Source organism: Rhodococcus sp. NPDC057297, assembly GCF_042667435.1.
GTDB lineage: Bacteria > Actinomycetota > Actinomycetes > Mycobacteriales > Mycobacteriaceae > Rhodococcoides.
Genome location: NZ_JBHUZE010000004.1, coordinates 105,907 through 131,153 on the forward strand (window position 1 = coordinate 105,907; position 25,247 = coordinate 131,153).

At 65.0% G+C, this 25,247-nt stretch carries 28 protein-coding genes; 22 read left to right on the plus strand and 6 right to left on the minus strand.

The window, feature by feature from the left end:
• Nucleotides 1-8 precede the first annotated feature (8 nt).
• The 10 genes from ACFULT_RS13910 to ACFULT_RS13955 all read left to right on the plus strand — a co-directional run bounded on the left by ACFULT_RS13910 (nucleotide 9) and on the right by ACFULT_RS13955 (nucleotide 8,441).
• On the plus strand, nucleotides 9-746 hold the full coding sequence (locus ACFULT_RS13910; RefSeq protein ID WP_080733024.1) for a ribonuclease HII: 738 nt from the start codon (nucleotides 9-11) through the stop codon (nucleotides 744-746).
• A 43-nt stretch (nucleotides 747-789) separates the two neighbouring features.
• Complete coding sequence (locus ACFULT_RS13915) at nucleotides 790-1,095, plus strand: DUF2469 domain-containing protein (protein WP_019664254.1); 306 nt, start codon at nucleotides 790-792, stop codon at nucleotides 1,093-1,095.
• Between the two features lie 12 nt (nucleotides 1,096-1,107).
• The gene (locus ACFULT_RS13920; RefSeq protein WP_176460122.1) at nucleotides 1,108-1,266 is read left to right on the plus strand and encodes a Loki-CTERM sorting domain-containing protein; all 159 of its coding nucleotides are present in this window, start codon (nucleotides 1,108-1,110) and stop codon (nucleotides 1,264-1,266) included.
• A 199-nt stretch (nucleotides 1,267-1,465) separates the two neighbouring features.
• The gene (locus tag ACFULT_RS13925; protein WP_037111419.1) at nucleotides 1,466-1,804 is read left to right on the plus strand and encodes an Lsr2 family protein; all 339 of its coding nucleotides are present in this window, start codon (nucleotides 1,466-1,468) and stop codon (nucleotides 1,802-1,804) included.
• Between the two features lie 272 nt (nucleotides 1,805-2,076).
• Nucleotides 2,077-2,430: a YraN family protein gene (locus ACFULT_RS13930; protein WP_378481725.1), complete on the plus strand. Its 354-nt coding sequence runs from the start codon at nucleotides 2,077-2,079 to the stop codon at nucleotides 2,428-2,430.
• Nucleotides 2,430-3,938 (plus strand): YifB family Mg chelatase-like AAA ATPase, encoded by a 1,509-nt coding sequence (locus ACFULT_RS13935; RefSeq protein ID WP_378481726.1) that lies wholly within the window; start codon nucleotides 2,430-2,432, stop codon nucleotides 3,936-3,938. Before ACFULT_RS13930 ends, ACFULT_RS13935 begins: the two co-directional genes overlap by 1 nt.
• The gene (dprA, locus tag ACFULT_RS13940; RefSeq protein ID WP_378481727.1) at nucleotides 3,935-5,059 is read left to right on the plus strand and encodes a DNA-processing protein DprA; all 1,125 of its coding nucleotides are present in this window, start codon (nucleotides 3,935-3,937) and stop codon (nucleotides 5,057-5,059) included. The genes ACFULT_RS13935 and dprA overlap by 4 nt, the downstream gene beginning before the upstream one ends.
• 78 nt (nucleotides 5,060-5,137) lie before the next feature.
• Nucleotides 5,138-5,920 (plus strand): siderophore-interacting protein, encoded by a 783-nt coding sequence (locus ACFULT_RS13945; RefSeq protein WP_094721816.1) that lies wholly within the window; start codon nucleotides 5,138-5,140, stop codon nucleotides 5,918-5,920.
• A gap of 51 nt (nucleotides 5,921-5,971) precedes the next feature.
• Nucleotides 5,972-6,895, plus strand: coding sequence for a tyrosine recombinase XerC (locus ACFULT_RS13950; protein WP_378481728.1), 924 nt, complete (start codon nucleotides 5,972-5,974; stop codon nucleotides 6,893-6,895).
• Between the two features lie 181 nt (nucleotides 6,896-7,076).
• Nucleotides 7,077-8,441, plus strand: a complete 1,365-nt coding sequence (locus ACFULT_RS13955; protein ID WP_037111427.1) for a MinD/ParA family protein — start codon at nucleotides 7,077-7,079, stop codon at nucleotides 8,439-8,441.
• Here ACFULT_RS13955 and ACFULT_RS13960 read toward each other — a convergent pair.
• On the minus strand, nucleotides 8,438-8,953 hold the full coding sequence (locus ACFULT_RS13960; protein WP_378481729.1) for a M23 family metallopeptidase: 516 nt from the start codon (nucleotides 8,951-8,953) through the stop codon (nucleotides 8,438-8,440). The two genes, ACFULT_RS13955 and ACFULT_RS13960, sit on opposite strands and share 4 nt — an antisense overlap.
• 336 nt (nucleotides 8,954-9,289) lie before the next feature.
• Between ACFULT_RS13960 and rpsB the strand changes: the two genes are divergently transcribed.
• The 6 genes from rpsB (at nucleotide 9,290) to ACFULT_RS13990 (ending at nucleotide 14,307) form a co-directional block, all read left to right on the plus strand.
• The gene (gene rpsB, locus ACFULT_RS13965) at nucleotides 9,290-10,150 is read left to right on the plus strand and encodes a 30S ribosomal protein S2 (protein WP_019664244.1); all 861 of its coding nucleotides are present in this window, start codon (nucleotides 9,290-9,292) and stop codon (nucleotides 10,148-10,150) included.
• A 92-nt stretch (nucleotides 10,151-10,242) separates the two neighbouring features.
• Entirely contained in the window at nucleotides 10,243-11,067 is an 825-nt protein-coding gene (gene tsf / locus ACFULT_RS13970; protein WP_037111430.1) for a translation elongation factor Ts, read from the plus strand.
• Nucleotides 11,068-11,289: 222 nt separating this feature from the next.
• On the plus strand, nucleotides 11,290-12,018 hold the full coding sequence (pyrH, locus tag ACFULT_RS13975) for a UMP kinase (RefSeq protein ID WP_019664242.1): 729 nt from the start codon (nucleotides 11,290-11,292) through the stop codon (nucleotides 12,016-12,018).
• Between the two features lie 58 nt (nucleotides 12,019-12,076).
• Nucleotides 12,077-12,634, plus strand: coding sequence for a ribosome recycling factor (gene frr, locus ACFULT_RS13980; protein WP_037111432.1), 558 nt, complete (start codon nucleotides 12,077-12,079; stop codon nucleotides 12,632-12,634).
• Nucleotides 12,635-12,724: 90 nt separating this feature from the next.
• On the plus strand, nucleotides 12,725-13,597 hold the full coding sequence (locus ACFULT_RS13985) for a phosphatidate cytidylyltransferase (RefSeq protein ID WP_052059347.1): 873 nt from the start codon (nucleotides 12,725-12,727) through the stop codon (nucleotides 13,595-13,597).
• Nucleotides 13,594-14,307 carry a methyltransferase domain-containing protein gene (locus ACFULT_RS13990; protein WP_037111435.1) on the plus strand — a complete coding sequence of 238 codons (714 nt, stop codon included), beginning with the start codon at nucleotides 13,594-13,596 and terminating at the stop codon, nucleotides 14,305-14,307. Before ACFULT_RS13985 ends, ACFULT_RS13990 begins: the two co-directional genes overlap by 4 nt.
• 9 nt (nucleotides 14,308-14,316) lie before the next feature.
• Here ACFULT_RS13990 and ACFULT_RS13995 read toward each other — a convergent pair whose 3' ends face one another.
• Both ACFULT_RS13995 and ACFULT_RS14000 read right to left on the minus strand, forming a co-directional pair.
• On the minus strand, nucleotides 14,317-15,156 hold the full coding sequence (locus ACFULT_RS13995) for a CoA ester lyase (RefSeq protein WP_037111436.1): 840 nt from the start codon (nucleotides 15,154-15,156) through the stop codon (nucleotides 14,317-14,319).
• Between the two features lie 106 nt (nucleotides 15,157-15,262).
• Nucleotides 15,263-15,676 carry a lipopolysaccharide assembly LapA domain-containing protein gene (locus ACFULT_RS14000; RefSeq protein WP_378481730.1) on the minus strand — a complete coding sequence of 138 codons (414 nt, stop codon included), beginning with the start codon at nucleotides 15,674-15,676 and terminating at the stop codon, nucleotides 15,263-15,265.
• Nucleotides 15,677-15,957: 281 nt separating this feature from the next.
• On the opposite strand from ACFULT_RS14000, the gene rlmN reads away from it, so the two are divergent.
• A complete protein-coding gene (rlmN, locus tag ACFULT_RS14005; protein WP_217900789.1) occupies nucleotides 15,958-17,022 on the plus strand; it encodes a 23S rRNA (adenine(2503)-C(2))-methyltransferase RlmN in 1,065 nt (354 codons plus the stop codon).
• A gap of 148 nt (nucleotides 17,023-17,170) precedes the next feature.
• On the opposite strand, the gene ACFULT_RS14010 is transcribed toward rlmN, so the two are convergent.
• Nucleotides 17,171-17,440, minus strand: a complete 270-nt coding sequence (locus tag ACFULT_RS14010) for a DUF2631 domain-containing protein (protein WP_094653453.1) — start codon at nucleotides 17,438-17,440, stop codon at nucleotides 17,171-17,173.
• Between the two features lie 188 nt (nucleotides 17,441-17,628).
• On the opposite strand from ACFULT_RS14010, the gene puuE reads away from it, so the two are divergent.
• Nucleotides 17,629-18,540, plus strand: coding sequence for an allantoinase PuuE (puuE, locus tag ACFULT_RS14015; protein ID WP_378481900.1), 912 nt, complete (start codon nucleotides 17,629-17,631; stop codon nucleotides 18,538-18,540).
• On the opposite strand, the gene ACFULT_RS14020 is transcribed toward puuE, so the two are convergent.
• Both ACFULT_RS14020 and ACFULT_RS14025 read right to left on the minus strand, forming a co-directional pair.
• Nucleotides 18,518-19,636 carry a TDT family transporter gene (locus tag ACFULT_RS14020; RefSeq protein ID WP_378481731.1) on the minus strand — a complete coding sequence of 373 codons (1,119 nt, stop codon included), beginning with the start codon at nucleotides 19,634-19,636 and terminating at the stop codon, nucleotides 18,518-18,520. The two genes, puuE and ACFULT_RS14020, sit on opposite strands and share 23 nt — an antisense overlap.
• A gap of 69 nt (nucleotides 19,637-19,705) precedes the next feature.
• Complete coding sequence (locus ACFULT_RS14025; protein ID WP_094721807.1) at nucleotides 19,706-20,590, minus strand: LysR family transcriptional regulator; 885 nt, start codon at nucleotides 20,588-20,590, stop codon at nucleotides 19,706-19,708.
• 82 nt (nucleotides 20,591-20,672) lie between these two features.
• Here ACFULT_RS14025 and dxr point away from each other — a divergent pair, with 82 nt between their 5' ends.
• From dxr to ACFULT_RS14045, 4 genes are all read left to right on the plus strand, one after another.
• Nucleotides 20,673-21,860: a 1-deoxy-D-xylulose-5-phosphate reductoisomerase gene (gene dxr / locus ACFULT_RS14030; RefSeq protein WP_371828875.1), complete on the plus strand. Its 1,188-nt coding sequence runs from the start codon at nucleotides 20,673-20,675 to the stop codon at nucleotides 21,858-21,860.
• 5 nt (nucleotides 21,861-21,865) lie between these two features.
• Nucleotides 21,866-23,080 carry a M50 family metallopeptidase gene (locus tag ACFULT_RS14035; protein WP_378481732.1) on the plus strand — a complete coding sequence of 405 codons (1,215 nt, stop codon included), beginning with the start codon at nucleotides 21,866-21,868 and terminating at the stop codon, nucleotides 23,078-23,080.
• A 64-nt stretch (nucleotides 23,081-23,144) separates the two neighbouring features.
• Complete coding sequence (gene ispG, locus ACFULT_RS14040) at nucleotides 23,145-24,284, plus strand: flavodoxin-dependent (E)-4-hydroxy-3-methylbut-2-enyl-diphosphate synthase (protein ID WP_019664228.1); 1,140 nt, start codon at nucleotides 23,145-23,147, stop codon at nucleotides 24,282-24,284.
• 111 nt (nucleotides 24,285-24,395) lie between these two features.
• Nucleotides 24,396-25,232 carry a GNAT family N-acetyltransferase gene (locus tag ACFULT_RS14045; protein ID WP_037111449.1) on the plus strand — a complete coding sequence of 279 codons (837 nt, stop codon included), beginning with the start codon at nucleotides 24,396-24,398 and terminating at the stop codon, nucleotides 25,230-25,232.
• Nucleotides 25,233-25,247: the final 15 nt, after the last annotated feature.

Sequence of the window (25,247 nt, forward strand, 5' to 3'; positions counted from 1 at the left end):
CAGCACCGATGGTCAGTACCAGTCGATCGCGTGGCCGCCCGCCGTGGCCACCTCGTCCTGTCATCCGTAGGTCCTCGGGCCTGCGGACGATGGAGTCGGCCCTCGATCGAGGCGGTCTGGGACCGGTGGCGGGCGTCGACGAGGCGGGTAGGGGTGCGTGTGCGGGTCCGCTGACCGTTGCGGCCTGCATCCTGGGCCCTAAACCGTACGCGTCGCTGGCCGATCTGAACGATTCGAAGAAGCTGACCGAGAAACGCCGCGAGGAACTGTTCCCCAAGATCACCCGGTTGGCCCTCGCGTGGAGCGTCGTGTTCATCGAGGCCGAGGAAATCGATCGGATCGGCGTCCACGTCGCCAACATCGAAGGGATGCGTCGCGCCGTGGCAGGTCTGGGAACGACTCCCGGTTACGTGTTGACCGACGGGTTCCGGGTGCCCGGACTGCCCGCTCCGTCACTTCCGGTGATCGGCGGGGACGCGACGGCGGCCTGCATTGCGGCGGCAAGCGTCCTGGCCAAAGTGTCCCGAGATCGAGTCATGGTCGACATGGACTCGCGCTATCCCGGATACGGTTTCGCGGTGCACAAGGGATACAGCACGAAGATTCATGCGGCAGCGATGACCGAGCTCGGCCCGTGCGCCGAGCATCGGATGTCCTACGCGAACGTGGCCGCAGCACAAAAGGGTGTCGATGCAGTTGCGTCCGTGCTGGGCCGAATGGACCTGGACGAACGGAGTGCGCGATGATGAACGTTCGATGCCGAGCAAGAACGAGGATGAGAGAAAACCGATGAGTGCCGAAGATCTCGAAAAGTACGAAACCGAGATGGAGCTCTCGTTGTACCGGGAGTACCGGGACATCGTCGGGCAATTCAACTACGTCGTCGAAACCGAACGACGTTTTTATCTCGCCAATTCGGTGGAGCTGATTCCGCACAACGCGGACGGTGAGATCTATTTCGAACTTCGTATGTCCGACGCCTGGGTGTGGGATATGTACCGCCCGGCCCGTTTCGTCAAGCACGTCCGGGTGATCACGTTCAAGGACGTCAACATCGAGGAACTCGAAAAGCCGGACCTCCGGCTGCCCGAGTAGCGGGAACAGTCGGTGTCGGTCACCGTCTGGTTGCTGGTGCTCGCGTCCATCGTGTACCTCTTCGGCCGCCGTCGGCGCCGACGGAACGTAATGGTCGTTGCGCAGTTGATCGGCGTCGCTGCGGTGTGCTTGGTGGTAGGTCAGGTCGCCTGGCAGTTACTCGGTTCGTAGATCGAGTGCAGCTCCGTTCGGTGTCGAATTGTGTTGTGGTGCAACAGATCGAAGAATTCGAAGCGGAATTCGCACGTCGATCCCGCTTTTTTCTTTCCTGACACCGTGCTGTGAATCGCACTCATTCTTTTGAAACCGGCGATACACGGTGGTAAAAAGAATCGATCAGCACATTCCTTTGACGGTTAGAGGTTCGGACATGGCGCGCAAGACTCTCGTCCAAATGATCGATGATGTCGACGGATCGGTCATCAAAGAGGGGCAAGGGGAAACCATCGAATTCGGTATCGGTGGTAACCAGTACCGGATCGATTTGAACTTGAAGCACGCAAACGAACTTCACGAACAACTTGCGTTCTGGATCGAGCACGCAGAAAAGGTGTCCGGTCGTAAACCTCGCAAAGGATCTGCGTCTTCTTCCCGAGCCAAGGCAGATCTTCAGGACATCCGAGCCTGGGCGCGGGAGAACGGTCACGAAGTGAGTGCCCGCGGACGAATCAGCCAGGACGTACAGGCTGCGTACGAGGCCGCACACTAGCGTCACTGCCTGGTCTCTTTCGGATGCCCCCGCTGTGCACAGCGGGGGCATTGTCGTGTTCGGGTGCTGTTCGGCGCCGCGTTCGCCCCTATCATTCGAGACCGACATCATCCGAACTATTTCGGTCGCGGGGCCGTGCCTCATCCACAGTCTTCTTGAATTCCACAGGGCAGAATTCGACGTGGGAATTCACCGTTCTGCCGATCATCCGCTCGTGCATCGTTCGATCAGGTTCTGCCCACACGGCGAACCGACGACCGCGAGGGGGACGAGTGTCGAATCAGGAATTGGGGGCGCGCGGCGAGGCCTTGGCCGCGCTGCATTTGGTCGACAACGGGATGGAGTTGATCGATCGCAACTGGCGGTGCAGACACGGCGAACTCGACATCGTGGCCCGCGACGGGGACGTCACGGTCTTCGTCGAGGTGAAGACGAGGTCGGGTATCGGATTCGGGACTCCCGCAGAGTCGGTGACCTACACCAAACAGCAGCGAATCAGACGGTTGGCTCTCGCGTGGCTCGACGAACGCGGGGGCCCGTGGGTTCGTATCCGGTTCGACGTGGTCGCGATCGTGATGACCGACGAGTGTGATCCCGCGGTATCGCATCTGCGCGGGGTGTTCTGATGGCGTTGGGGCGCGCATTCTCGGTGGCCGTCAGCGGCGTGGACGGGCAAGTGGTCGAGATCGAAGCAGACATCGGACGTGGCTTGCCGGGCATTCACCTCGTCGGGCTACCGGATACGGCGTTGAACGAATCCAGGGACCGTGTGAAGGCCGCGGTCAGCAATTCCGGTGCGACCTGGCCGGACACACGAGTCGTGTTGGCGTTGTCGCCGGCGACACTGCCGAAAGTCGGATCCGTCTACGACCTCGCACTGTCTCTGGCAGTTCTCGACGCGGCGAAGCAGATACCGCCGCGATCGTCGGAAAGCGCCGTGTTTCTGGGGGAGCTGGCGCTGGACGGTCGACTGCGAGGCGTTCGCGGAGTACTTCCCGCGGTCATGGCTGTCGAACGGGCCGGGTGGCGACGGGTGGTCGTGCCGTCGTCCGTGCTCGCGGAAGCCGGTCTGGTCGAGGGCATCGAGGTGCTGGGCGCGGTGTCGTTGAAGGAGGTCGTCGAGTGGCTTCGCGGCGAGACGGTGCTCGATCGGGGTGTTCCGTCGGTGCCGAGCGACGATGCCGTGTACCCGGACATGAGTGAAGTCGTCGGGCAGGAGGAGGCGCGGTGGGCACTGGAGGTCGCCGCAGCAGGTGCGCACCACATCATGTTGACCGGTCCTCCCGGTATCGGCAAAACGATGCTGGCGCAACGACTTCCCGGCATCCTTCCTCCGCTGACCGATGCGGAGTCGCTGGAGGTCACGGCAATCCACTCGGTGGCAGGCACGTTGACGGGGGATCGGCCGCTGATCACCGCGCCGCCGTTCATCGCACCTCACCACTCGACCACCGTGAGTGCGCTGGTCGGCGGTGGCACGGGAATGGCCAAACCCGGCGCCGTCAGCCGTGCACACAGGGGAGTGTTGTTCCTGGACGAATGCGCCGAGATGGGTGCGAAGACGTTGGAAGCGCTACGGACACCGCTCGAAGACGGAGAGATCCGGATCGCGCGACGCGACGGAGTCGCCCGGTACCCCGCCCGGTTCCAGCTGATTCTCGCGGCCAACCCATGTCCGTGTGCACCTGCCCGAAGTGCCGACTGTGTCTGCGCACCGACGGTTCGGCGCAAGTATCTCGGAAAACTGTCCGGACCTCTGATGGATCGGGTGGATCTACGCATCGCGATGCACGCGGTCGCGACGGGTGCGTTGGTGGACGACGTGGGCGAGTCGACCGACGCGGTTCGATCACGTGTGACGGGTGCGCGAGACGCCGCAGCGGAGCGATGGCGTGAATTCGGATGGACGACCAACGCGGAGGTACCGGGGCCTGCTCTGCGGCAGAAGTTCAGGTTGAGCAACGCCGCGCTGCGTCCGCTCGAACGTGCTCTCCGCACCGGTTCGTTGACGGCGCGAGGGGCGGACCGAGCACTTCGAGTGTCGTGGACGCTCAGCGATCTTGCAGGTAGCGACGCACCGGGCCTGGAAGAAGTGGGAGCGGCATTGGATTTCAGGGACAGGGGTATCTCGTGAGTACGCACGATCCGCGAAAACTGGCCTGGGCGTACCTGTCTCGGGCGGCGCAGGGTCCACACCGTCCGCTGCTGGACTTCGCGCTGGCCGCCGGACCCGAGGAGGCTCGAGCGGCGGTCGTCGGCGGCGCGTTGGGTGAGCGGCTCGCCGCGCGATCGCACGTCGACACCGCCGCCGCCGACCTGGACCTGATGGACACACTGGGCGGACGGTTGGTGACTCCGGACGATCCGGAATGGCCGATGTGGCGACTGCTGGCGTTCGACGGAGCCGGACTGAGCGAGGGTGCCGATCGGTGCGGGCCGTGTGCGTTGTGGGTCCTCGGCACCACACCCGTCGACGAACTCGTGGAGCGGTCCGTCGCGATCGTCGGCACCCGAGCGGCAACGGCATACGGGGAACACGTCACCGCCGAGATCGCCGGCGATCTTGCCGTCGACGGGTGGACCATCGTGTCGGGTGCCGCGTTCGGAATCGACGCAGCTGCGCATCGTGCCGCCCTCGGCGTGTCCGGCAGTACGGTCGCCGTACTGGCCTGCGGCGTCGACCGTGCGTATCCGTCGGGGCATTCGAGGTTGTTGCAGAGGATCGCCGGCAGCGGTGCCGTCATCAGCGAGTACGGGCCCGGTACCACCCCGGCTCGCCATCGCTTCCTCTCACGCAATCGGATCGTCGCTGCTTTCGGGTCCGCGGTCGTCGTCGTCGAAGCGGGGTGGAGGAGCGGTGCACGCAACACCGCAGCCTGGGCGAACAGACTCGGAAAGCCGGTACTGGCGGTACCAGGACCCGTCACCTCCGCGTCGTCCAAAGGGTGTCATCGGATGATTCGCGAAGGTGAGGCGCGCCTCGTGGCCGACGCTCACGACGTCGTGGCCGAGGCCGGGCCGTCCGGGGAAGTCGGAGAGGGTCGTCCCTCGATGTTCCGTGACCTCGACGCGTTGTCCGACAACGCTTTGCTGGTGTACGAAGCGCTGCCCGCGACAGGAACGCGCTCGCCGCAGGAGTTGTCGGAGGCATCGTCCGTGCCCGTCGCGAAGGTGCGATCGGTGTTGCCGCTGCTCGAACTCGAGGGCTTCGTCTCCAGTGACGACACCGGCTGGTTCCGGCTGGTGCGGCCATGACAACGCCGGGACCGGTAGCCTATTTAGGTAATGCTTACTCACCGATAGCACGAGACAGCTCGGAAAGGCTGAAAACACGTGGCACGCGAGAAAATTGTTCTGACCGTCCTCCGTACCGAGGCCTTGACGCCCCACATGCATCGGGTCTATCTCGGCGACCCGGGCTTCGACGCATTCACGCCGACCGACTTCACCGATTCCTACGTCAAGCTGATCTTCGGTCAGGGTGACGACGAGGTGCTCCGGACCTACACGGTTCGATCGGTCGACACTCGGAAGCGCGAGATCGCGATCGACTTCGTCGTGCACGGTGACGAGGGCGTTGCCGGTCCGTGGGCAGCCCGCGTGCAGCCTGGTGAACAGATCGGTGTGTACGGCCCGAACGGGGCCTACCGTCCGAAGCCCGAGGCGGACTGGCATCTGTTGGCCGGCGACGAGTCCGCGATCCCAGCGATCGCCGCGGCGGTCGAATCGCTTCCCGAGGACGCGATTGCCAAGGTGTTCGTCGAGGTCGCTGACCGCAAGGACGAGATCTATTTCGAGACACTGGCCGTTGTCGACGTCACCTGGGTGCATCGGGGCGCCCCGTCCAACGCCGTAGAAGACGACAAGGCAGGGGACAACGCTCCGCTGATCGAGGCCGTGAAGTCGACGGAGTGGCTGCCGGGCCGTGCGCAGGTTTTCATTCACGGCGAGGCGCAGGCCGTGATGCACAACCTGCGCGGGTACGTCCGTAAGGAACGCGGAGTGCCCGCCGACTGGGCATCGATCTCCGGGTACTGGCGTCGCGGACGTACCGAAGAGAAGTTCCGCGAGTGGAAGCGCGAGTTGGCTCAGGCCGAGTCCGGCGCATCTGCCTGACGCCCGCGCGCCCGCTTGCCGTCGGGCGTCGAGGCGGAGAGTCTTACGGGTATGGACGCTTTGCCGACGACTCTGAGAGTCCATCTCGACGAGTACGCGGAATATCTGACGCTGGGTCGGGACCGTTCGCCGCACACGGTTCGCGCTTACCTGCGCGACGCCGAATCACTGCTGCACTACCTCGTCGACGTGAACGAGACAAGTGATCTGAGTGCGCTCGACCTGCAGGTGCTTCGATCCTGGCTGGCCTCGCAAGCCCGAAGCGGGGCGGCCAGAACCTCGCTGGCTCGACGGACGTCGTCGGCGAAATCCTTCACGGCCTGGTGCGTCGGAACGGGCCGGTTGGACACGGATCCAGCACTTCGCCTGTCGGCTCCCCGGGCGGGGCGGCATCTCCCGTCCGTTCTGAAGCAGAACCAAGCCGACGAAGCGATGGCGTGGGCGAAGATCGGAGCCGAGGAGCTCGATCCCGTCGCAGTGCGGGACCGGCTCGTCGTAGAACTGCTCTACGCCACCGGAATCCGCGTCAGCGAGCTCTGTGGACTCGATATCGGCGACGTCGACGATCAGCGACGCGTGGTCCGCGTGGTCGGCAAGGGCGACAAGGAGCGATCCGCGCCGTTCGGGGGCCCGGCGGCGGAGTCGTTGAACCAGTGGCTTGCGTACGGACGCCCGGAACTGGCCACGGAGCGGTCCGGCGGCGCGCTACTGCTGGGGCGTCGTGGAGGGCGCTTGGATCCGCGTCAGGCCCGCACGGCCGTTCACGAGGTCCTGGCCTCCGTTCCGGGAGCACCCGATCTCGCCCCGCACGGGTTGAGGCACTCCGCAGCTACCCATCTTCTCGAAGGTGGAGCCGACCTGAGGGTGGTGCAGGAGCTTCTCGGGCACTCGTCGCTCGCCACCACTCAGATCTACACCCACGTGTCGGTTGATCGTCTGCGTGCGGTCCACGACAGGGCGCACCCCCGGGCGTGACCGGGTCGATGCGTGAGCTCTGCCACATGCTGATTCGTGAGTGTTTGGTAGCGTCGTGGGAAACAGACCGCTTGCGAAGTATTCTGGGCTCGAAGAGATGTCGTGTTCGGATATCAGGTGTCCTTCCGGCACTGCCGTGAGTGACCCAGAACATGCCCATGATTGTGGAGACGGGGGGACCGTGGACCGCGAGCACACGCACGGCGCATCGGCCGCGTGGTCGATACGTGCCCAGACCGGCTCGAACGGTGCAGCGCGACCCAGCACTACGCCTGTGGAGCCGGTGCGCGCTGCTCATCAGGTTCCGTTCACCGGGACGTCGATGAACGGGGAGCGTCAGGCTCCCCCCTGGCAGACTCCGCGCGGATCGGAACGGCAGCCGGCGCCGCCGAGGTTCACGTCGCCGTCCCAGCCCGACGCACCCGCTCCGACCGCTGATCGACAGCCCGCTGATCGACAGCCCGCTGACCGGCCCTCAGGCACCCCGCGTCCGGAGGAGTGGACCCCGCCGTGGGCGCCGGGCCCGGCCGGTACTTCCGACGACCGTGATCGTGGCGGGTACCCCGGTGGCCAGCCGCACGACCCTCGCTTTCAGCCGACCAGTCAGGACCTTGCCCCGGACAGTTTGCTCCGGCGACCCAAACGTGCGTCCACGTCCGGGTGGCGCCGGGGTGTTCACCGGCTCACCGGCGGCGTCATCAATCCAGGCGAGTCGACTGCCGAGGAGCGCTACCGCAACCAGGTGGAACGCATTCGGCAGCCCGTCCTCGGTGACTACCGCATCGCTTTCCTCTCCTTGAAGGGTGGCGTCGGCAAGACGACCACCACGCTCGGTCTCGGTGCCACCTTCGCGTCGCTCCGCGGGGACTGCGTGATCGCTGTGGACGCGAATCCGGATTTCGGCACGCTCGGCGAGAGGGTTCCGAGGCAGACGTCGTCCACCGTGCGCGATCTGTTGGCGGACGCCCCGAACATCCGCCGGTACTCGGATATCCGTGCACACACGTCGCAGGCTCCCAGTCGGTTGGAAGTCCTTGCCGGAGAACGTGATCCTGCCGCGTCGGAGATGTTCGGCGAGCAGGACTACCGGTCCGTCATCGAGATGCTGCAGGTGTATTACAACCTCATTCTGACGGATTGCGGTACCGGCATCATGCACTCGGCGATGAACGGTGTGCTGCAGCTCGCCAACGCGCTCGTGCTCGTGTCTTCACCGGCCGTCGACGGTGCCCGAAGCGCGGCCGCCACCCTGGATTGGCTGCAGCTGCACGGGTACGGCCACCTCGTGGAGCGCACGGTCGTCGTCATCAGTTCGGTCCGTCCAGGTTCGTCCGCCGTCGACATGAACTTGTTGACTCAGCACTTTCTGGAACGGTGTCGTGCGGTGCTCGTCGTGCCGTTCGACGAGCACCTGGCCGAGGGCGCTGTGGTGGACCTCGATCTTCTGCGACCTCAGACCAGGGCTGCCTTCGTCGAACTCGCGGCGATGGTCGCGGACGATTTCCCCGCTGCGTCGGGCCGCCACTCCGGACCCAGCTGGCGTTAGGACGTCAGCGGCTTGAGCCGGACGGGTGCCCGTTCGACGAGGACGGTCGGATCCAGATATTCGCGTCCGCGACGCACCCCCCAGTGAAGGCATGCTCCATCGCAGCCGGGGTGTTCCGCTTCCAGAAACCCGATCACGTCGCCACGTCCGACCCGGGTACCTGCGGACGTCGCCGCACGTACCGGCTCGTACGTGGTCCGCAGGCCACTCGGGTGATCTATCGACACCACGGGCTTGCCCGCGACGGTTCCGGCGAACACGACGATTCCTTCGCCTGCAGCCAGAACGTACTGTCCGTCCGCGCCCGCGAGATCGACACCCCGATGACCGGGTAGCCAGTCGTGCTCGGGTGGGTCGAACGCGCGGAGCACGTGCGGGCGAGGTGCCAGCGGCCAGGTGAATCCGGTGCCGTCGGCACGGGGCGGCGCTGCGCCTACCGTTGGGAGGGCGGCGACCACGAGGACGATCGTGACGAGAAGAGCTGTCGCTGAACGACCGACGAGGTTTCGCATCGCTTCAGCGTGCACGAACAGGGGGCACCGACCGACGCTGTGAGGCCCTGCCTGTGGATAACGACACCGTTCATCCACAGGGCCGTGCGCGCCTCCCGGCAGAGGTCGGTTATGACCAGGGACGCGGACGTCGTACACTGTGTGAGCGACCTGTGCCTGCACGGGTCGACTTCGCGCGTCCGCGTAACGCAAGTATCCACCTCGGTGGCACGTACTTCGTAACCGGTTGTCGGCGGTCCCGCATCGATGCGAGCGGGTCCGGCAGCCAGCGGTCGCCAGGGCAGAGGTCACACGACACTCTGCGTCAACCGGCAATCGAAAGAGAGTTCTTCAGCCATGGCTGTAGTAACCATGAAGCAGCTGCTCGACAGCGGCACACACTTCGGACACCAGACCCGTCGCTGGAACCCGAAGATGAAGCGATTCATCTTCACCGACCGCAACGGTATCTACATCATCGACTTGCAGCAGACTCTGACCTTCATCGACAAGGCCTACGAGTTCGTCAAGGAAACCGTCGCTCACGGTGGCACGGTTCTGTTCGTCGGCACCAAGAAGCAGGCGCAGGAGTCCATCGCCGCCGAGGCGACCCGCGTGGGAATGCCCTACGTGAACCAGCGCTGGCTGGGTGGCATGCTCACCAACTTCCAGACGGTCCACAAGCGCCTTCTCCGCCTCAAGGAGCTCGAGGCAATGGAGCAGACCGGTGGCTTCGAGGGACGCACCAAGAAGGAAATCCTCATGCTCACGCGTGAGATGACCAAGCTGGACCGCACCCTCGGCGGTATCCGTGACATGGCCAAGGTTCCCTCGGCCATCTGGATCGTCGACACCAACAAGGAGCACATCGCCGTCGGCGAGGCTCGCAAGCTGAAGATCCCGGTCATCGCGATCCTCGACACCAACTGCGATCCCGACGTCGTCGACTACCCGATCCCGGGCAACGACGATGCGATTCGTTCCGCAGCCCTGCTGACCAAGGTCGTCGCCTCTGCAGTGGCCGAGGGTGTCCAGGCTCGCGCGGGCCAGAACACCTCGACCGATGCGAAGCCCGAGGTCGGCGCAGGCGAGCCCCTCGCCGAGTGGGAGCTCGAGCAGCTCGCTCAGGCTTCGCCCGCTGCCGAGGCTACGCAGGAAGCAGCTGCCGAGGCTCCGGCCGAGACGCCTGCTGCGGAAGCACCTGCAACACAGGCTTGATCGAACGGGTCCTGGGCCGGGGGATACACCCCGCCCAGGACCCTTCGCGCGTGACGACCCATACCCACAGCATTCGAGGAGGCTCGCTCAACATGGCGAACTACACCGCCGCTGACGTCAAGCGGCTCCGTGAGCTCACCGGCTCCGGAATGATGGACTGCAAGAACGCACTCGCCGAGACCGACGGCGATTTCGACAAGGCCGTCGAGCAGCTGCGCATCAAGGGCGCGAAGGACGTCGGCAAGCGCGCCGAGCGGTCCACCGCCGAAGGCCTGGTCGTCGCCAAGGGCGGCGTCCTCGTCGAGATCAACTCCGAGACGGACTTCGTCGCGAAGAACGAGGAGTTCCAGGCGTTCGCGGATTCCGTCGCCGCCGTTGCCGCCGATGGCAAGCCCGCCGACGTCGATGCGCTGAAGGCACTCGACTTGGACGGCAAGACCGTCGACAACGCCCTGCAGGAGCTCTCGGCCAAGATCGGTGAGAAGCTCGAGATCCGTCGCGTCGTGTCCTTCGACGGACCCGTGGCCACCTACCTGCACAAGCGCAGCGCAGATCTTCCCCCCGCCGTCGGCGTTCTCGTCGAGTACACCGGCGAGGGCGAAGCCGCAGCCGAGGCCGCTCGCGGCGCAGCCATGCAGGTTGCCGCACTCAAGGCCAAGTACGTCACGCGTGACGAGGTTCCCGAGGAGATCGTCGCGTCCGAGCGTCGCATCGCCGAGGAGACCGCACGCGAGGAGGGCAAGCCGGAGCAGGCTCTGCCGAAGATCATCGAAGGCCGCGTCAACGGCTTCTTCAAGGACGTCGTGCTGACCGAGCAGTCCTCGGTCCAGGATTCCAAGAAGTCCGTGAAGGCCATCCTCGACGAGGCGGGCGTGACGCTGGTGCGTTTCGCGCGCTTCGAGGTCGGCGCGAACTGATCGACTTCTCGTAAGTCGACGAAATCGGTCACCCACGATGCCGCCCGCTCGACACATGTCGAGCGGGCGGCATCGTCCGTGTCGGCACCAGCGCGGTCGAGTGCCGACGCGTCGCGGGCGGTGTCGCCCGCGACGCTGCCGATAGGGCAGGATGAGACCGTAGGCGCTTCGATGCGCCTTTTTCACCGTGCGCATTCGAGAAGGCGAGAACCGAGGAGAGCAATGACCGATCCCGCCACCGACCGCCCCGGATTCAAGCGAGTCATGCTGAAGCTGGGTGGTGAGATGTTCGGAGGAGGCCAGGTCGGCCTGGACCCGGATGTCGTCAACAACGTAGCCGAACAAATCGCCGAGGTGGTCTCCACTGGCGTCCAGGTAGCCGTCGTCATCGGCGGTGGAAACTTCTTTCGCGGAGCAGAGCTTCAGGTTCGCGGTATGGATCGCTCGCGCTCCGACTACATGGGCATGCTGGGTACGGTCATGAACTGCCTCGCACTGCAGGATTTTCTGGAGAAGCAGGGCGTAGCGACCCGCGTGCAGACCGCGATCACCATGGGGCAAGTCGCGGAGCCGTACCTCCCGCTACGCGCGAGGCGTCACCTCGAGAAGGGCCGAGTGGTCATCTTCGGTGCCGGCATGGGAATGCCGTACTTCTCGACCGACACCACGGCCGCTCAGCGTGCGCTCGAGATCGGCGCGGAAGTGCTGCTCATGGCCAAGGCCGTCGACGGGGTGTACTCCGCCGACCCCAAGCTCGATCCCGAGGCCACGATGTACGACTCCATCACGCATCGGCAGGTGCTCGAGAAGGGCCTGAAGGTCGCCGACGCCACTGCCTTCAGCCTGTGTATGGACAATCAGATGCCGATCATGGTGTTCAACCTGTTGACGCAGGGCAACATCGCGCGTGCGGTTGCAGGCGAGAGCATCGGTACTTTGGTCAAGTCGTGAACGACGTGACCGACGAACGAGGAGCCGGGATCCCGGCAAGGACTATGGAGGACAGACCGTGATCGACGAAGCGCTCTTCGACGCAGAAGAAAAGATGGAGAAGGCTGTCACCGTCGCCCGCGACGATCTGTCGGGCATCCGTACCGGCCGCGCGAATCCCGGCATGTTCAATCGCATCGTCGTCGAGTACTACGGGGCGCCCACCCCGATCACCCAGCTCGCGAGCATCAATGTCCCCGAGGCCCGGCTCGTCGTCATCAAGCCGTACGAGGCGGCCCAACTCGGCCCCATCGAGACTGCGATCAGGAACTCGGATCTGGGCGTGAACCCCACCAACGACGGCAACCTGATCCGCATCGGTGTGCCCCAGTTGACCGAGGAACGGCGCCGCGAGTTCGTCAAGCAGGCCAAGGGCAAAGGCGAGGACGCGAAGGTGTCCATTCGCAACGTCCGTCGCAAGACCATGGACGAGCTCAAGCGCATCCAGAAGGACGGCGAGGCCGGCGAGGACGAGGTCGTTCGCGCGGAGAACGAGCTCGACAAGACGACCTCCAAGTACACCGCGGCGATCGACGAGCTCGTCAAGCGTAAGGAAGCGGACCTGATGGAGGTCTGACCTTCCGCGCTGCGGAGGTCGGGTCCTCGCGGAACCGAAGTGGAACACGTGAAGCAAGGAGACAGCGTCGTGGCGGGTACGGAACGACCACTGGGGTCTGCCGCATCCGACCCGACCGGTACGGGCAGTGCAGCTGCCAAGTCGCCCGGCAAGGCCGGCCGTAATCTTCCCGCCGCCATCGGTGTCGGTGGTGGCCTGGGGATCTCGCTGATTCTGATCATGGTGTTCGCGCCGCGGGTGTGGATCGGAGTGGTCGCCGTCGCACTTGCGGTCGCGACGTACGAGGTGTCCAAGCGTCTCCGCGAAGCGGGCATTCTGGTTCCGCGCATTCCGCTCATCGCCGGTGGGCAAGCGATCATCTGGTCCGGATGGCCGTGGGGTACGACGGGCGTGTTGAGTGCAACGGCGGCGACCGTGCTTGTGTGCATGGTCTGGCTGCTGCTGCAGCAGGGGCTTGGATCGGCACCCAAGAATTACCTGCGCGAACTCGCAGTCACCGTTCTCGTGGCCTGTTGGCTACCGCTTCTGGCCTCGTTCGCCGTGCTGATGGTGCTGGAAGAGAACGGTGCCGGACGGGTTCTGGTGTTCCTGATCGCGGTCGTCTGCTCCGACGTCGGCGGATACGTCGCCGGGGTGCTGTTCGGCAAGCACCCGATGGCTCCGGCGATCAGTCCCAAGAAGTCCTGGGAAGGTCTGGCCGGGTCGTTGCTGTTCTGCGTGATCGGCAGCCTTCTGACGGTCACACTCATCCTCGACGCCAACTCCATGATCGGCGTTCTCCTCGGCGTCGTACTCGTGGTGACAGGTACGCTCGGCGACCTCATCGAGTCTCAGGTCAAGCGGGATCTCCGCATCAAGGACATGGGTACGTTGCTGCCGGGTCACGGCGGCATCATGGATCGTCTGGACTCGTTGCTCCCGTCGGCTTTCGTAGCGTGGCTGGTGTTCGCGATCCTGCTGTGACGGATCCCCGCACCATCCCCAGTCCGAACATCTGGCACTGGCCCGAGATCTACGAGGCCGAGAACCTGGCGCAGGACATCGACGGAAACATCCCACGGTATCTGCGCGCGGCGGTTCCCTGGGACGGCCGCGTCGTGGTCGATGTTGGATGCGGAACAGGATTCCACCTACCGGACTTCGCAGCCGACGCGAGTCGGGTCATCGGCGTCGAGCCGCACGAGCCACTCCGGGCGGCTGCCGCGATGCGAGTAGCCGGTCTGGACCACGTGGAGGTGGTCGCAGGCCACGCGGAATCGTTGCCGCTGCCGGACTCGTCCGTGGATCTGGTGCACGCCCGGACGGCGTACTTCTTCGGGGTCGGGGCGGGGCCGGGGATCACCGAGGCGCTGCGAGTGCTCGCTCCAGGCGGAAGCCTCGTCGTAGTGGATCTCGACGTCTCGGCGTCGCCCTACGGAGACTGGATGCGTGCCGATCTGCCGAAGTACAACTGCAGCGCTGTGGAAGCATTCTTCGAGGCGCAAGGATTCGCGTTGACCCGTGTCGACACTCGGTGGGAGTTCTCGAATCGCCGAACGATGCGGGAGGTTCTGGGGATCGAGTTCACCCGAAGCACAGCGGCCAGGGCTGCACGAAGCATCCCTGGCCTTGACTTCGACGTCAGATACCGAGTCCATGTCCGCCGCAAACCTGCCGGCATCGAACTGGCCTGACCGTTCGGCTCACCCGGCGCGAACTCCGAAGATCTCGGCGGCGTCCCGAATTTTCAGTGCTTTGGCGAGACGTGGAAGGTCGCTGCCGTCCTTCACCCGTGCGCCGTCGGCACCGAGTGCGTCGACGACCTCGTCGGCCCAGGTCACGTCGGACGGCGACGGTGCGAGCTCACGGTTGACGGTAGGAGCCTGCTCGGCGTGCATACACAGTTTGCCGGTCATGCCCATCGACACAGTGAGGGCCGAGTCGCGTGCGAGGATGCTCTCGTTGGCGGTGAGCGTGGGGCCGTCGATCGGACCGGGGAGGCGTGCCGCACGCGAAGACACGACGAGCCGCGAACGCGGGTATGCCATGGCGAGGGGCTCGTCGCTCATTCCGGTGTCGCGCCGGAAGTCGCCGCTGCCGAACGCGAGTCGGAACGTGGAGTCCGCGCGGGCGATCTCGGGTGTTGCTTCGAGGCCCATGGCGGATTCCACGAGTGCGAGGATGCGGGTTCCCTCGGCCAGGCGCGACGCTGTCGCCTCGACCTGGCTGCCGCTCTCGGTCTTCGCCAGCATGATGCCCGCGAGTCCCTTCAAACCGGACAGCGCGGCGAGATCGTCGGCCCAGAAGTTCGTCGTCGCGTCGTTCACTCGCACCCATGCGGAGTTTCCGGCTTCCAGCCAGGAGACGACGGCGTCACGGGCAGCAGGCTTCGCGGTCGGTGCGACGGCGTCCTCGATGTCGAGAATGACGGCATCGACTTCGGATTCGGCGGCGGCGGTGAACGTGTCGGGTTTGGTGGCGGGTACCAACAGCCACGAGCGGGCACGCTCGGGCGCAACGCCAGACGTCACGGGTGTCTCCATGAAAGTGGTCACAAAAGGCTCCTTGTGGTGAAATCGGGCACTTCCAGCATTATCGATTCAGTTCGACGACGCCAGCTTGTGTGCATACTGTTCACCGTTCGATCTCTTACTTGCGTTTTGCCGCACGCCGAATCTGAAGGATTCGGACTCCGCCCGCCAAGGCCATCACGAGGGCACCGGCGATCGCGGCGAGCAACATACTCACGCCGAGCGGAAGCTCGAACGTCCACACGAATATTTCCACAGGCACAGCGTCGAGATTCTGCAAGATGAATATGAGAAGGATCACCAGTACGATCGCGCCGACCACGAGGCCGGTCCATGTAGCTGCGGCTTTGGTGTGCGCGATGCCGTCCGGCGTCGTCCCGGCGGCTGGCCTCGTGTCACGAACCGCTTCCGGATCGGGTGCACTGTGCTGGTCCGAATCCGGCGTCGTGATCGCCGACGGACCCGAGTCCTCGTACGGCGCCACCGCGTCCGAGTACGAACCGTCGTCGCGATCTCCTGCTGGTGTGGACATTGTTCGATCCTTTCGTACGCGAGGCGGGAATGCACGCGTATCTGCTGTCGATTCGGTTACCCCTCCGCATCGAGCTGGAAACGGACGGCGTCGACGGTGAACTGTGCTGAATAGGCGTCGGTGCGCAGGAGTGGGACACTGGAGGCACTATGAGTGACTCCGCTTCCGTTTCCGACGCACACGCTGCTACCGGGACTGCTCCCTCGCCGGACTCGGCCGAGGGCACGTCCACACCGACGAGGGCTGCGCTTCCGCTGGTGTTCGCGGATCGCAAGCGCGGTATGCCTGCGCGTCACCTGGCGGATCTCGATCGTGACGGCCTGAAGGACGCGGTGAAGGCACTCGGGCTGCCTGCATTCCGTGCCGACCAGTTGGCCAGGCACTACTACAGCCGCCTCGAAGCGGACACGAGCAAGATGACGGACCTTCCCGCCGCTGTGCGTGACAAGGTCGGCGCCGATCTGTTCCCCACGCTGCTCACGCCGATCAAACACCTGGCGTGCGACGACGGCGACACCCGGAAGACGCTGTGGAAGGCGAACGACGGCACTCTGCTCGAGAGTGTCCTGATGCGATACCCGGACCGCGCGACGCTGTGCATCTCCAGTCAGGCGGGCTGCGGAATGGCGTGCCCGTTCTGCGCGACGGGGCAGGGCGGTCTCGATCGCAACCTGACCACAGCCGAGATCGTGGACCAGGTTCGCTCGGCGGCGGCGGATCTGCGCGACGGCGTAGTGGCCGGCGGTGAAGGCCGATTGTCGAACGTGGTGTTCATGGGTATGGGCGAGCCTCTCGCGAACTACAAGCGAGTCGTCGCAGCCGTCCGCAAGATCGTCTCGCCCGCGCCGGACGGGCTCGGTCTGTCGCAGCGGTCGGTGACGGTGTCGACCGTCGGACTTGCGCCGGCGATTCGCAAGCTCGCCGACGAGGGGTTGTCGGTGACCCTCGCAGTGTCGCTCCACACTCCTGACGACGAGCTGCGTGACACCTTGGTGCCGGTGAACAATCGGTGGTCCGTGGCCGAGGTCCTGTCGGCGGCTCGGTATTACGCCGATCGAACCGGTCGTCGTGTCTCGATCGAATACGCGATGATCAAGAATGTGAACGACCAGCCGTGGCGTGCCGACATGCTCGGCAAGAAGCTGCACAAGGCGCTGGGTTCGCGAGTGCACGTCAACCTGATTCCGCTCAATCCGACGCCGGGCAGCGAGTGGGACGCGAGCCCGAAGGACGTCGAGCGTGAATTCGTGCGACGAGTCATCGCCCAAGGTGTGTCCTGCACGGTCCGCGATACTCGCGGTCAGGAGATCGCCGCTGCATGCGGTCAGCTCGCCGCCGAGAACTAGGCGCGCTACTTACCGAAACGTGAACGCCCGGTACGACTTCGAGTCGTACCGGGCATTCGACGTAGGAAGGCTGGGACCTGGAAGACCTGGGACCTGGAAAGGCCTGGGACCTGGAAAGGCCTGGGACCTGGAAAGGCCTGGAAATTCGTCAGCGAGGCTTGCGTCGCACGATCACGTCGCGCACCACGATGCCGACCAGCGCGATCGCGAAGCCGATGAGCCACAGGTCCTCGACCAGGCCCGTGTGGTTGCCGTGAATCATGAACAGCAGCATGGCCGCCACGACGATCGCCGCGACGCGCATGGCTTTGCTGGACTCACCGCTCCATCCCCACTCGGCGGACGGGACCTCGGCGATGTCCTCGTGGGTGTACTCGACCGGGTCGTACGAAGCGGGGTTCAGCTCGGTTTGTGCCACCGGTCGATCCTCTCGGGTCATGTCTCACGCCGTCGGCAGGCGCGCTCGTCATCGACAATATTTGCATACGACCGTCCGTCGTAGCCACCAGGGTCCGTATCCTCGGCGCGCCGGCGCGATTGCTGGAAGACTCGACTTCCGTGACTCCGGAACCACTGTCCCACTCCCGTGTGCCCTACCCGCGCGACATGGTCGGCTACGGCGCGCATCCTCCTGATCCGCGGTGGCCGGGTGGGGCACGGATCGCCGTTCAGTTCGTGCTCAACTACGAGGAAGGGTCCGAGAACAACGTTCTCGACGGCGATACCTCATCGGAGACCTTTCTGTCCGAGATGATCGGGGCTCAGGCGTTTCCCAACCGGCACATGAGTATGGAGTCGTTGTACGAGTACGGATCTCGCGCCGGCGTATGGCGAGTGCTTCGAGTGTTCGAGCGCCGCGGACTGCCGTTGACCGTGTTCGCCGTCGCCCGGGCGATGCAGCGCAATCCGGACGCGGTGGCGGCCTTCGTCGAACAGGGGCACGAAATCGCGAGTCATGGATTGCGTTGGATCGGTTATCAACTGATCGACGAGCACGTCGAGCGTGAACACATGGCCGAAGCCATGGAGATCTTGACCGAGCTGACGGGATCGGCTCCCCTCGGGTGGTACACCGGCCGCGACTCACCCAACACTCGGTCGCTCGTCGTCGAGCACGGAGGGTTCCTGTACGACTCCGATTCCTACGCCGACGACCTGCCGTATTGGGCTCGGGTGAATCGTGGATCGGACACCGTGGACCACCTCGTCGTTCCGTACACGCTCGACACCAACGACATGCGTTTCTCGTCGCCCGGTGGATTCTCGACAGGGGAGGAGTTCTTCGCCCATCTCCGCGACGCGTTCGACGTTCTGTACGCCGAGGGTGAAGCCGGTTCACCGAAGATGCTGTCGGTCGGGTTGCACTGCCGACTCGTCGGACGTCCGGCCCGCATCAGGGCGCTGGAGCGTTTCCTCGACCACATCCAGTCGCACGAGAAGGTGTGGATCGCCCGACGTGTCGACATCGCCCGGCATTGGATCGCCGAGCATCCTCCTACGGCGCACGGGTGGACGTGAGGGAACGGACGGTGCGGGCGACGACCACCGCCCAGGCAGAGACCAGCACCACGTAGAGGACTACGGCCACGGCGTCGACAGCTGCGGAGCCCAGAGTGCCGCCGAGCGCGGTCGCGCCGGTGACGCACGTACCGATCGGGAACGTGAACGACCACCAGCTCATGGAAAAGCTTCGTTCGCGACGCAGGGAGCGCATTGTCACGGCCGCGGCGAGGGCGAACACGAACACTCCGAAGCCGCCCATCACCAGCCCGTGGACGATCCCGAACACACGTAGACCTGTGGCGATCGTCGCGTCGTCGCCGGTGAACACCAGCGCTGCATCGTTGCCGAGAAGCACTGCCGCCGTGACGGATTGGCCCACGATCCCGAGGGTGATCCACATCGTGGGGGCCGCCTGAGCAGCCGGTGCACCGCGGTGGAGCAGACGCCCGTACACCAAAGCCACGGTCAGCATGCCGACGACGAGCGAGAGCCCGAACATCGCGTAACACCCGACGAGCATGGCCGACCGCCACTGGCCGGGTGCGATGTGCGGGAGCAGTAACGCGCCGGTGGACGCGGACACCATCGGGGGAACGACGGGGATCAACCACGCTGGTAGAGCAGCCACGTCGGTGTGGTCGTGCGTGGTGATCATGAGGTACGGAACAGTCACGCTCGCGAGGACCCCGAGCACGGTCCCGGTCGTCCACAACGTCGCGAAGACGGCCGTCGCCGTCGCGTCGCCCGCGACGTCGCCGCCGAGAAGTTCCGCACCCGCGCCGACAGTGAGCAGGGCCATCGGGGGAGCGCCGTAGAACTGCACCGTCACCGGATTCGCCGCATGTGCTCGTGCGTGGACGCGGTGTACCACCCAGTGAACGGCCAGCGCGGCCGTCAGTGCTGTCAGGACGAAGGCCGCCGATGCCCAGACGATCGTCGCGAACACTCGTAGCCCGGTGAACTGGACGGGGAGCGTTGCCGCCGCGTTGGCGACGATGCCCGTCCCCATCACCGTGGTGAACAGATTCGGGGTGATGTCTCGAAACATCGAGGAGGAGACGACGGAACCTCGTCGGGTGGCGGGTGCGTTCGCGAGGAGCGTCGTGGTCATGACACTCACGGTGCCCGTCCGCGGGCGGCGACGGTAGACGTCGATTGCCTATCGCGCCCAAACCACAGATTATGACTCGGCGGCCGCTACGGCGATGGTCACCAGCGTCGACGACGGCCCGTTCGGACGAGTGCCGGTGGGCCACACGGCACGCAGAGAGCGGCGCAGGTCCAGCCCCTCCGTGCGGACACGGACAAGCGTGCCTGCCGTCAACTCGGCGGACACGGCAAGTGAACTGAGCACTGCGGGCGCCATTCCGCCGCCGACTGCGGCCTTGATCGCCGTGGTGGACGACACCTCGAGCAACGGCGGAGCCGAGTCGGCGCTTCCCAGCGCTCGTTCGAGGGCGCGGCGGGTGCCCGACCCGGATTCTCGGGTCACCAACGGCGTCGACGACAGTTCGCGTGCGGTGATCGTGCGGCCCACCCACTCGTGGCCCGGGGCGACGACCACGACCAGTTCGTCGTGCGCGATACCGCGGTGCTCGAGGCCGGACGGCACGTCGGGACTCTCGACGAAGCCGATGTCCGCGCGGCCGGCGAGAACGGAGGCAGAGACGTCGGCGGAATTGCCCGACGACAGCGTCGGTGTGACCGACGGCTCCTGCGCACGCAGAGTGATCAGCCACCGGGGGACGAGGTACTCGGCGATCGTGAGGCTCGCCGCGACTCTCACCTGGCTGTTTCGGTCGGTGCGAAGTGATTCGATGGACGTCGCGAGGTGTGCGGCTTCGACGACGACGCGCTCGGCCCAACTCGCCACGAGTTCTCCGGTCGCCGTCAGCGTGGCGCCGCGGGGCGTCCGTTCGAGAAGCGGGACGCCGACGCGTCGCTCGAGCGCTGCCAGCCGTGCGCTGGCCGCGGGTTGAGACATACCGTGCGCCTCTCCGGCGCGTCCGATGCTGCCGAGTTCTGCCACGGACAACAGCAGTTCGTAGCTGATCAGATCGGTCACATGGGTCGGTAGTGGCACGGTGTCAGCTTAGGGACGGCACACGCATAGCGAACTCTCAGACTCGATCAGGAACAATGGACGGGTGCCGGAGCCATTGCGAGTCGAAGATTCACCGTCGGGCAGCCCGAAGAGGGTGCTGCTGCTGGGTAGTACCGGATCGATCGGTACCCAAGCGCTCGACGTCATCGCGGCCAACCCGGACAAGTTCGAGGTGGTGGGGCTTGCGGCGGGTGGTGGAAACATCGACGTGCTTCGTCAGCAGATCGGTGAGACGGGCGTCGACGCGGTCGCGGTGGCGAACCCCACGGCCGGCGCCGAGCTGAACCTGCCGAACATTCTCACCGGCGACCGAGCTGTGACGGACCTCGTCGAGTCGGTGCAGGCAGACATCGTGTTGAACGCCCTGGTGGGTTCTCGCGGCCTCGAACCGACCCTCGCCGCCCTGAAGTCGGGTGCAACACTCGCCCTCGCCAACAAGGAATCACTGGTGGCGGGCGGCTCGCTGGTGACGTCCGCGGCCGCACCCGGCCAGATCGTGCCCGTCGATTCCGAGCATTCCGCGCTGGCTCAGTGTCTGCGCGGAGGCCGCGCGGCGGAGGTCGATCGCCTGATCCTCACCGCCTCGGGTGGCCCGTTCCGCGGATGGTCCGAGGTGGAACTGAAGTCGGTGACGCCGGAGCAGGCTGCAGCGCACCCGACGTGGTCGATGGGGCCGATGAACACCCTCAATTCGGCGACACTGGTCAACAAGGGCCTCGAACTCATCGAGACCCATCTGCTGTTCGACATTCCGTACGACCGCATCGACGTGACGGTTCACCGGCAGTCCATCGTTCATTCGATGGTCACGTTCTTCGACGGGTCGACCATCGCTCAAGCCAGCCCGCCGGACATGCGCCTGCCCATCGCGCTCGCGCTCGGGTGGCCGGACCGCGTCCGGGACGCGGCTCGAGCGATCGATTTCACCACGTCGTTCACCTGGGATTTCGAGCCACTCGACGACCGGGTGTTTCCTGCGGTTCACCTCGCCCGTGAAGCCGGAGTGCTCGGAGGATGCATGACGGCGGTGTACAACGCGTCCAATGAGGTTGCTGCCGAAGCATTCCTGGCGGGACGGATCGATTTCCCGCAGATCGTGGAGACGGTCGGACAGGTACTCGACTCCGGCACGGGCCGATGGACGTCCGAGCCCACCAGCGTCGGCGACGTCCTCGCTGCAGATTCGTGGGCCCGCGCCCACGCCCGCGAACTCCTGAACCAGAAGGACTGAGCCAGATGGTGTTCGTATTCGGGGTGATCCTGTTCGCCCTCGGAATCACGGTGTCGATTGCGCTGCACGAGGCGGGGCACATGTGGACCGCCCGCGCGACGGGAATGAAGGTCCGCCGCTTCTTCGTCGGTTTCGGTCCCAAGGTCTTCTCGTTCCGTCGAGGCGAGACCGAGTACGGGCTGAAAGCCATTCCGGCGGGCGGGTTCTGCGACATCGCCGGCATGACCGCGATCGACGAACTCGCTCCCGACGAGATCGACCGTGCCATGTACCGCCAGAAGACCTGGAAGAGGCTCGTCGTCATGATGGGCGGCATCGGGATGAACTTCGTCCTGGGCTTCGTGCTGATCTTCACCTTGGCCGTCGGGTGGGGACTACCGAATCTGAACCCGCCGGCCGGCGCGATGGTCGGGGAGATGCAGTGCGTTCCGCCGACGCAGAACGACGATCTGACCTTCCCGGAATGCAGCGGCCCGAGCCCGGCGTTTCAGGCGGGCATTCGGCAGGGCGACGTCATCGTCTCGGTGAACGGCACCGAGACACCCGAATTCACGGACGTCGTCGCGGCGACACAGCCTCTGTCCGGCACCGCGACCTTCGTCGTCGAACGTGACGGTGCCGAGTTGACGTTCCCCGTTCAGGTCCAGCAGGTGCAGCGCTGGGTGTCCGACGGTACGGAAACCGGCCGACGGTCGGCGACGGTCGGCGCTGTCGGAGTGTCGATGGAACGGTTCTTGCCGACCCAGTACAACGCTCTCGCCGCGGTTCCCGCGTCGTTCGCGTTCACCGGCGACATGTTCGTCGAGACCGCGCATCGACTGGTTCAGATGCCGAGCAAGGTAGCGGATCTGTGGACGTCCATCACCGGCGGTGAGCGTGACGCCGAGACTCCGATCAGCGTGGTCGGTGCGTCGGTGATCGGTGGACAGTTGGTGGAGCGGTCGATGTGGCCGGTGTTCGTGCTGCTTCTCGCGAGTTTGAACTTCTTCCTCGGCATCTTCAATCTGCTGCCGTTGCTACCTCTCGACGGCGGGCACATGGCGGTGACGATCTACGAGCGGATTCGCAACTTTTTCCGCAACCGACGCGGGCTGCCCAACGGCGGACCGGTCGACTACATGAAGTTGATGCCCGTCACGTACGTAGTGATCGTGATCGGCGGCGCATACATGTTGCTGACGCTCACAGCGGACATCGTGAACCCGATCCAGTTGTTCTAAGTAGACTCATGGGTGAAGCTCACCGGAAGAAGGCAACGAAGTGACTGTGTCAGTCGGATTGGGAATGCCGGCACCGCCGGTTCCCGTACTCGCACCTCGCCGTAAGACTCGTCAACTGCAGGTCGGCACCGTCGGTGTCGGCAGCGACCACCCCATCTCGGTGCAGTCGATGACCACCACCAAGACTCACGACATCAACGCCACCCTGCAGCAGATCGCAGAGTTGACGGCGTCCGGATGCGACATCGTGCGTGTGGCATGTCCCACACAGGACGACGCGGATGCGCTGTCCATCATCGCCAAGAAGAGCCAGATTCCCGTCATCGCGGATATCCATTTCCAGCCCAAGTACATTTTCGCCGCGATCGACGCCGGCTGCGCTGCTGTCCGTGTGAACCCCGGCAACATCAAGGAATTCGACGGCCGAGTCAAAGAGGTGGCGAAGGCCGCGGGCGATGCGGGCATCCCCATCCGCATCGGCGTCAACGCCGGGTCGCTCGACAAGCGGATGATGGACAAGTACGGAAAGGCAACCCCGGAAGCGCTCGTCGAGTCCGCACTGTGGGAAGCAGGCCTGTTCGAAGAACACGGCTTCGGTGACATCAAGATCTCGGTCAAGCACAACGACCCGGTCGTGATGGTCGCGGCCTACGAGCAGTTGGCGGCACAGTGCGATTACCCGCTTCACCTCGGTGTGACCGAGGCGGGGCCGGCGTTCCAGGGCACCATCAAGTCCGCCGTGGCGTTCGGCTCGCTCCTGTCCCGCGGTATCGGCGACACCATCCGAGTGTCCCTGTCCGCGCCGCCCGCCGAGGAAATCAAGGTCGGAAACCAAATTCTGCAGTCACTCAACCTGCGGCCACGCAAGCTCGAGATCGTGTCGTGCCCGTCCTGCGGTCGCGCGCAGGTCGACGTCTACACGCTCGCCGACGAGGTCACCGCGGGTCTCGAAGGTATGGAGATCCCGCTGCGCGTCGCTGTGATGGGATGTGTCGTCAACGGTCCGGGTGAAGCTCGCGACGCGGATCTCGGTGTGGCCTCCGGAAACGGCAAGGGCCAGATCTTCGTCAAGGGCAAGGTGATCAAGACCGTGCCCGAGGCCCAGATCGTGGAGACTCTCATCGAGGAAGCGATGCGCATCGCCGAGGAGTTCGACGAGGGTGAGGGTGCCGACTCGGGAGCGCCGGTCGTCACGGTCGGGTAAGTGTTCGAAGTGGGGCCCGAATGTCCCACCCGTAAAGTCCCCGATGCATGCGTCGATCTGGCAATCTATCTCCATGACGGTGGACGCGCATAGCTCGGGAGGTGAGGGACGGTGCTCAAGCTCCTCGGCGCGAAGCCACTGAGCAACAAGGACACTGCCAGTGTTCTCCGCGTGCTCGACGCCGATCCGATTGCCACCTGCATGATCGCCGCGCGTGTGCAGGAATCCGGGCTCGACCCACGGTCGTTCCACGGCGAGATGTGGAGTCGAGGCGGACCGCAGGAGTCTCTGTGCTTCTACGGTGCCAACCTCGTTCCACTGCTCGGCGACGTCGACGATCTGCGGTCGTTCGCGGACCGCGCCTGCCGAGGCCCACGTATGTGTTCCTCGCTCGTCGGGCGCGCCGAGTTGACGCTTCCGCTGTGGGAAATGTTGGAAGCCGACTGGGGAGCGCCGCGTGAGTTGCGAAGCGAGCAACCGCTCCTCGCCACCTCCCAGCTCTCGGAGTTTCCTCCGGACCCTTCCGTTCGGTTGGTTCGCGCCGACGAACTCGACGTGTACTTGACGGCCGCCGTGGCGATGTTCATCGAGGAAGTGGGTGTGGACCCGCGGGCCAACGACGGTGGCCGTGGTTACCGTCGTCGGATCGCGAGTCTCATCGCGGCGGGTAGAGCTTGGGCACGTTTCGAGGACGGTCAGGTCGTGTACAAGGCCGAAATCGGTTCACGCTCGGCCACAGTGGGCCAGATCCAAGGTGTGTGGGTGCATCCTCTCTACCGAGGCCGGGGTCTGGGGTCGGCGGGGACGGCAACCGTCGTCGACGCGGTGGTCAGGAGCGGGCGCGTGGCCAGCCTCTACGTCAACAGTTTCAACTACCCCGCTCGGCGCGCGTACGCGCGGATCGGGCTCACTCAGGTTGCGACGTTCACGACGGTCCTCCTGGACTGACTGCGATTCGTTGCC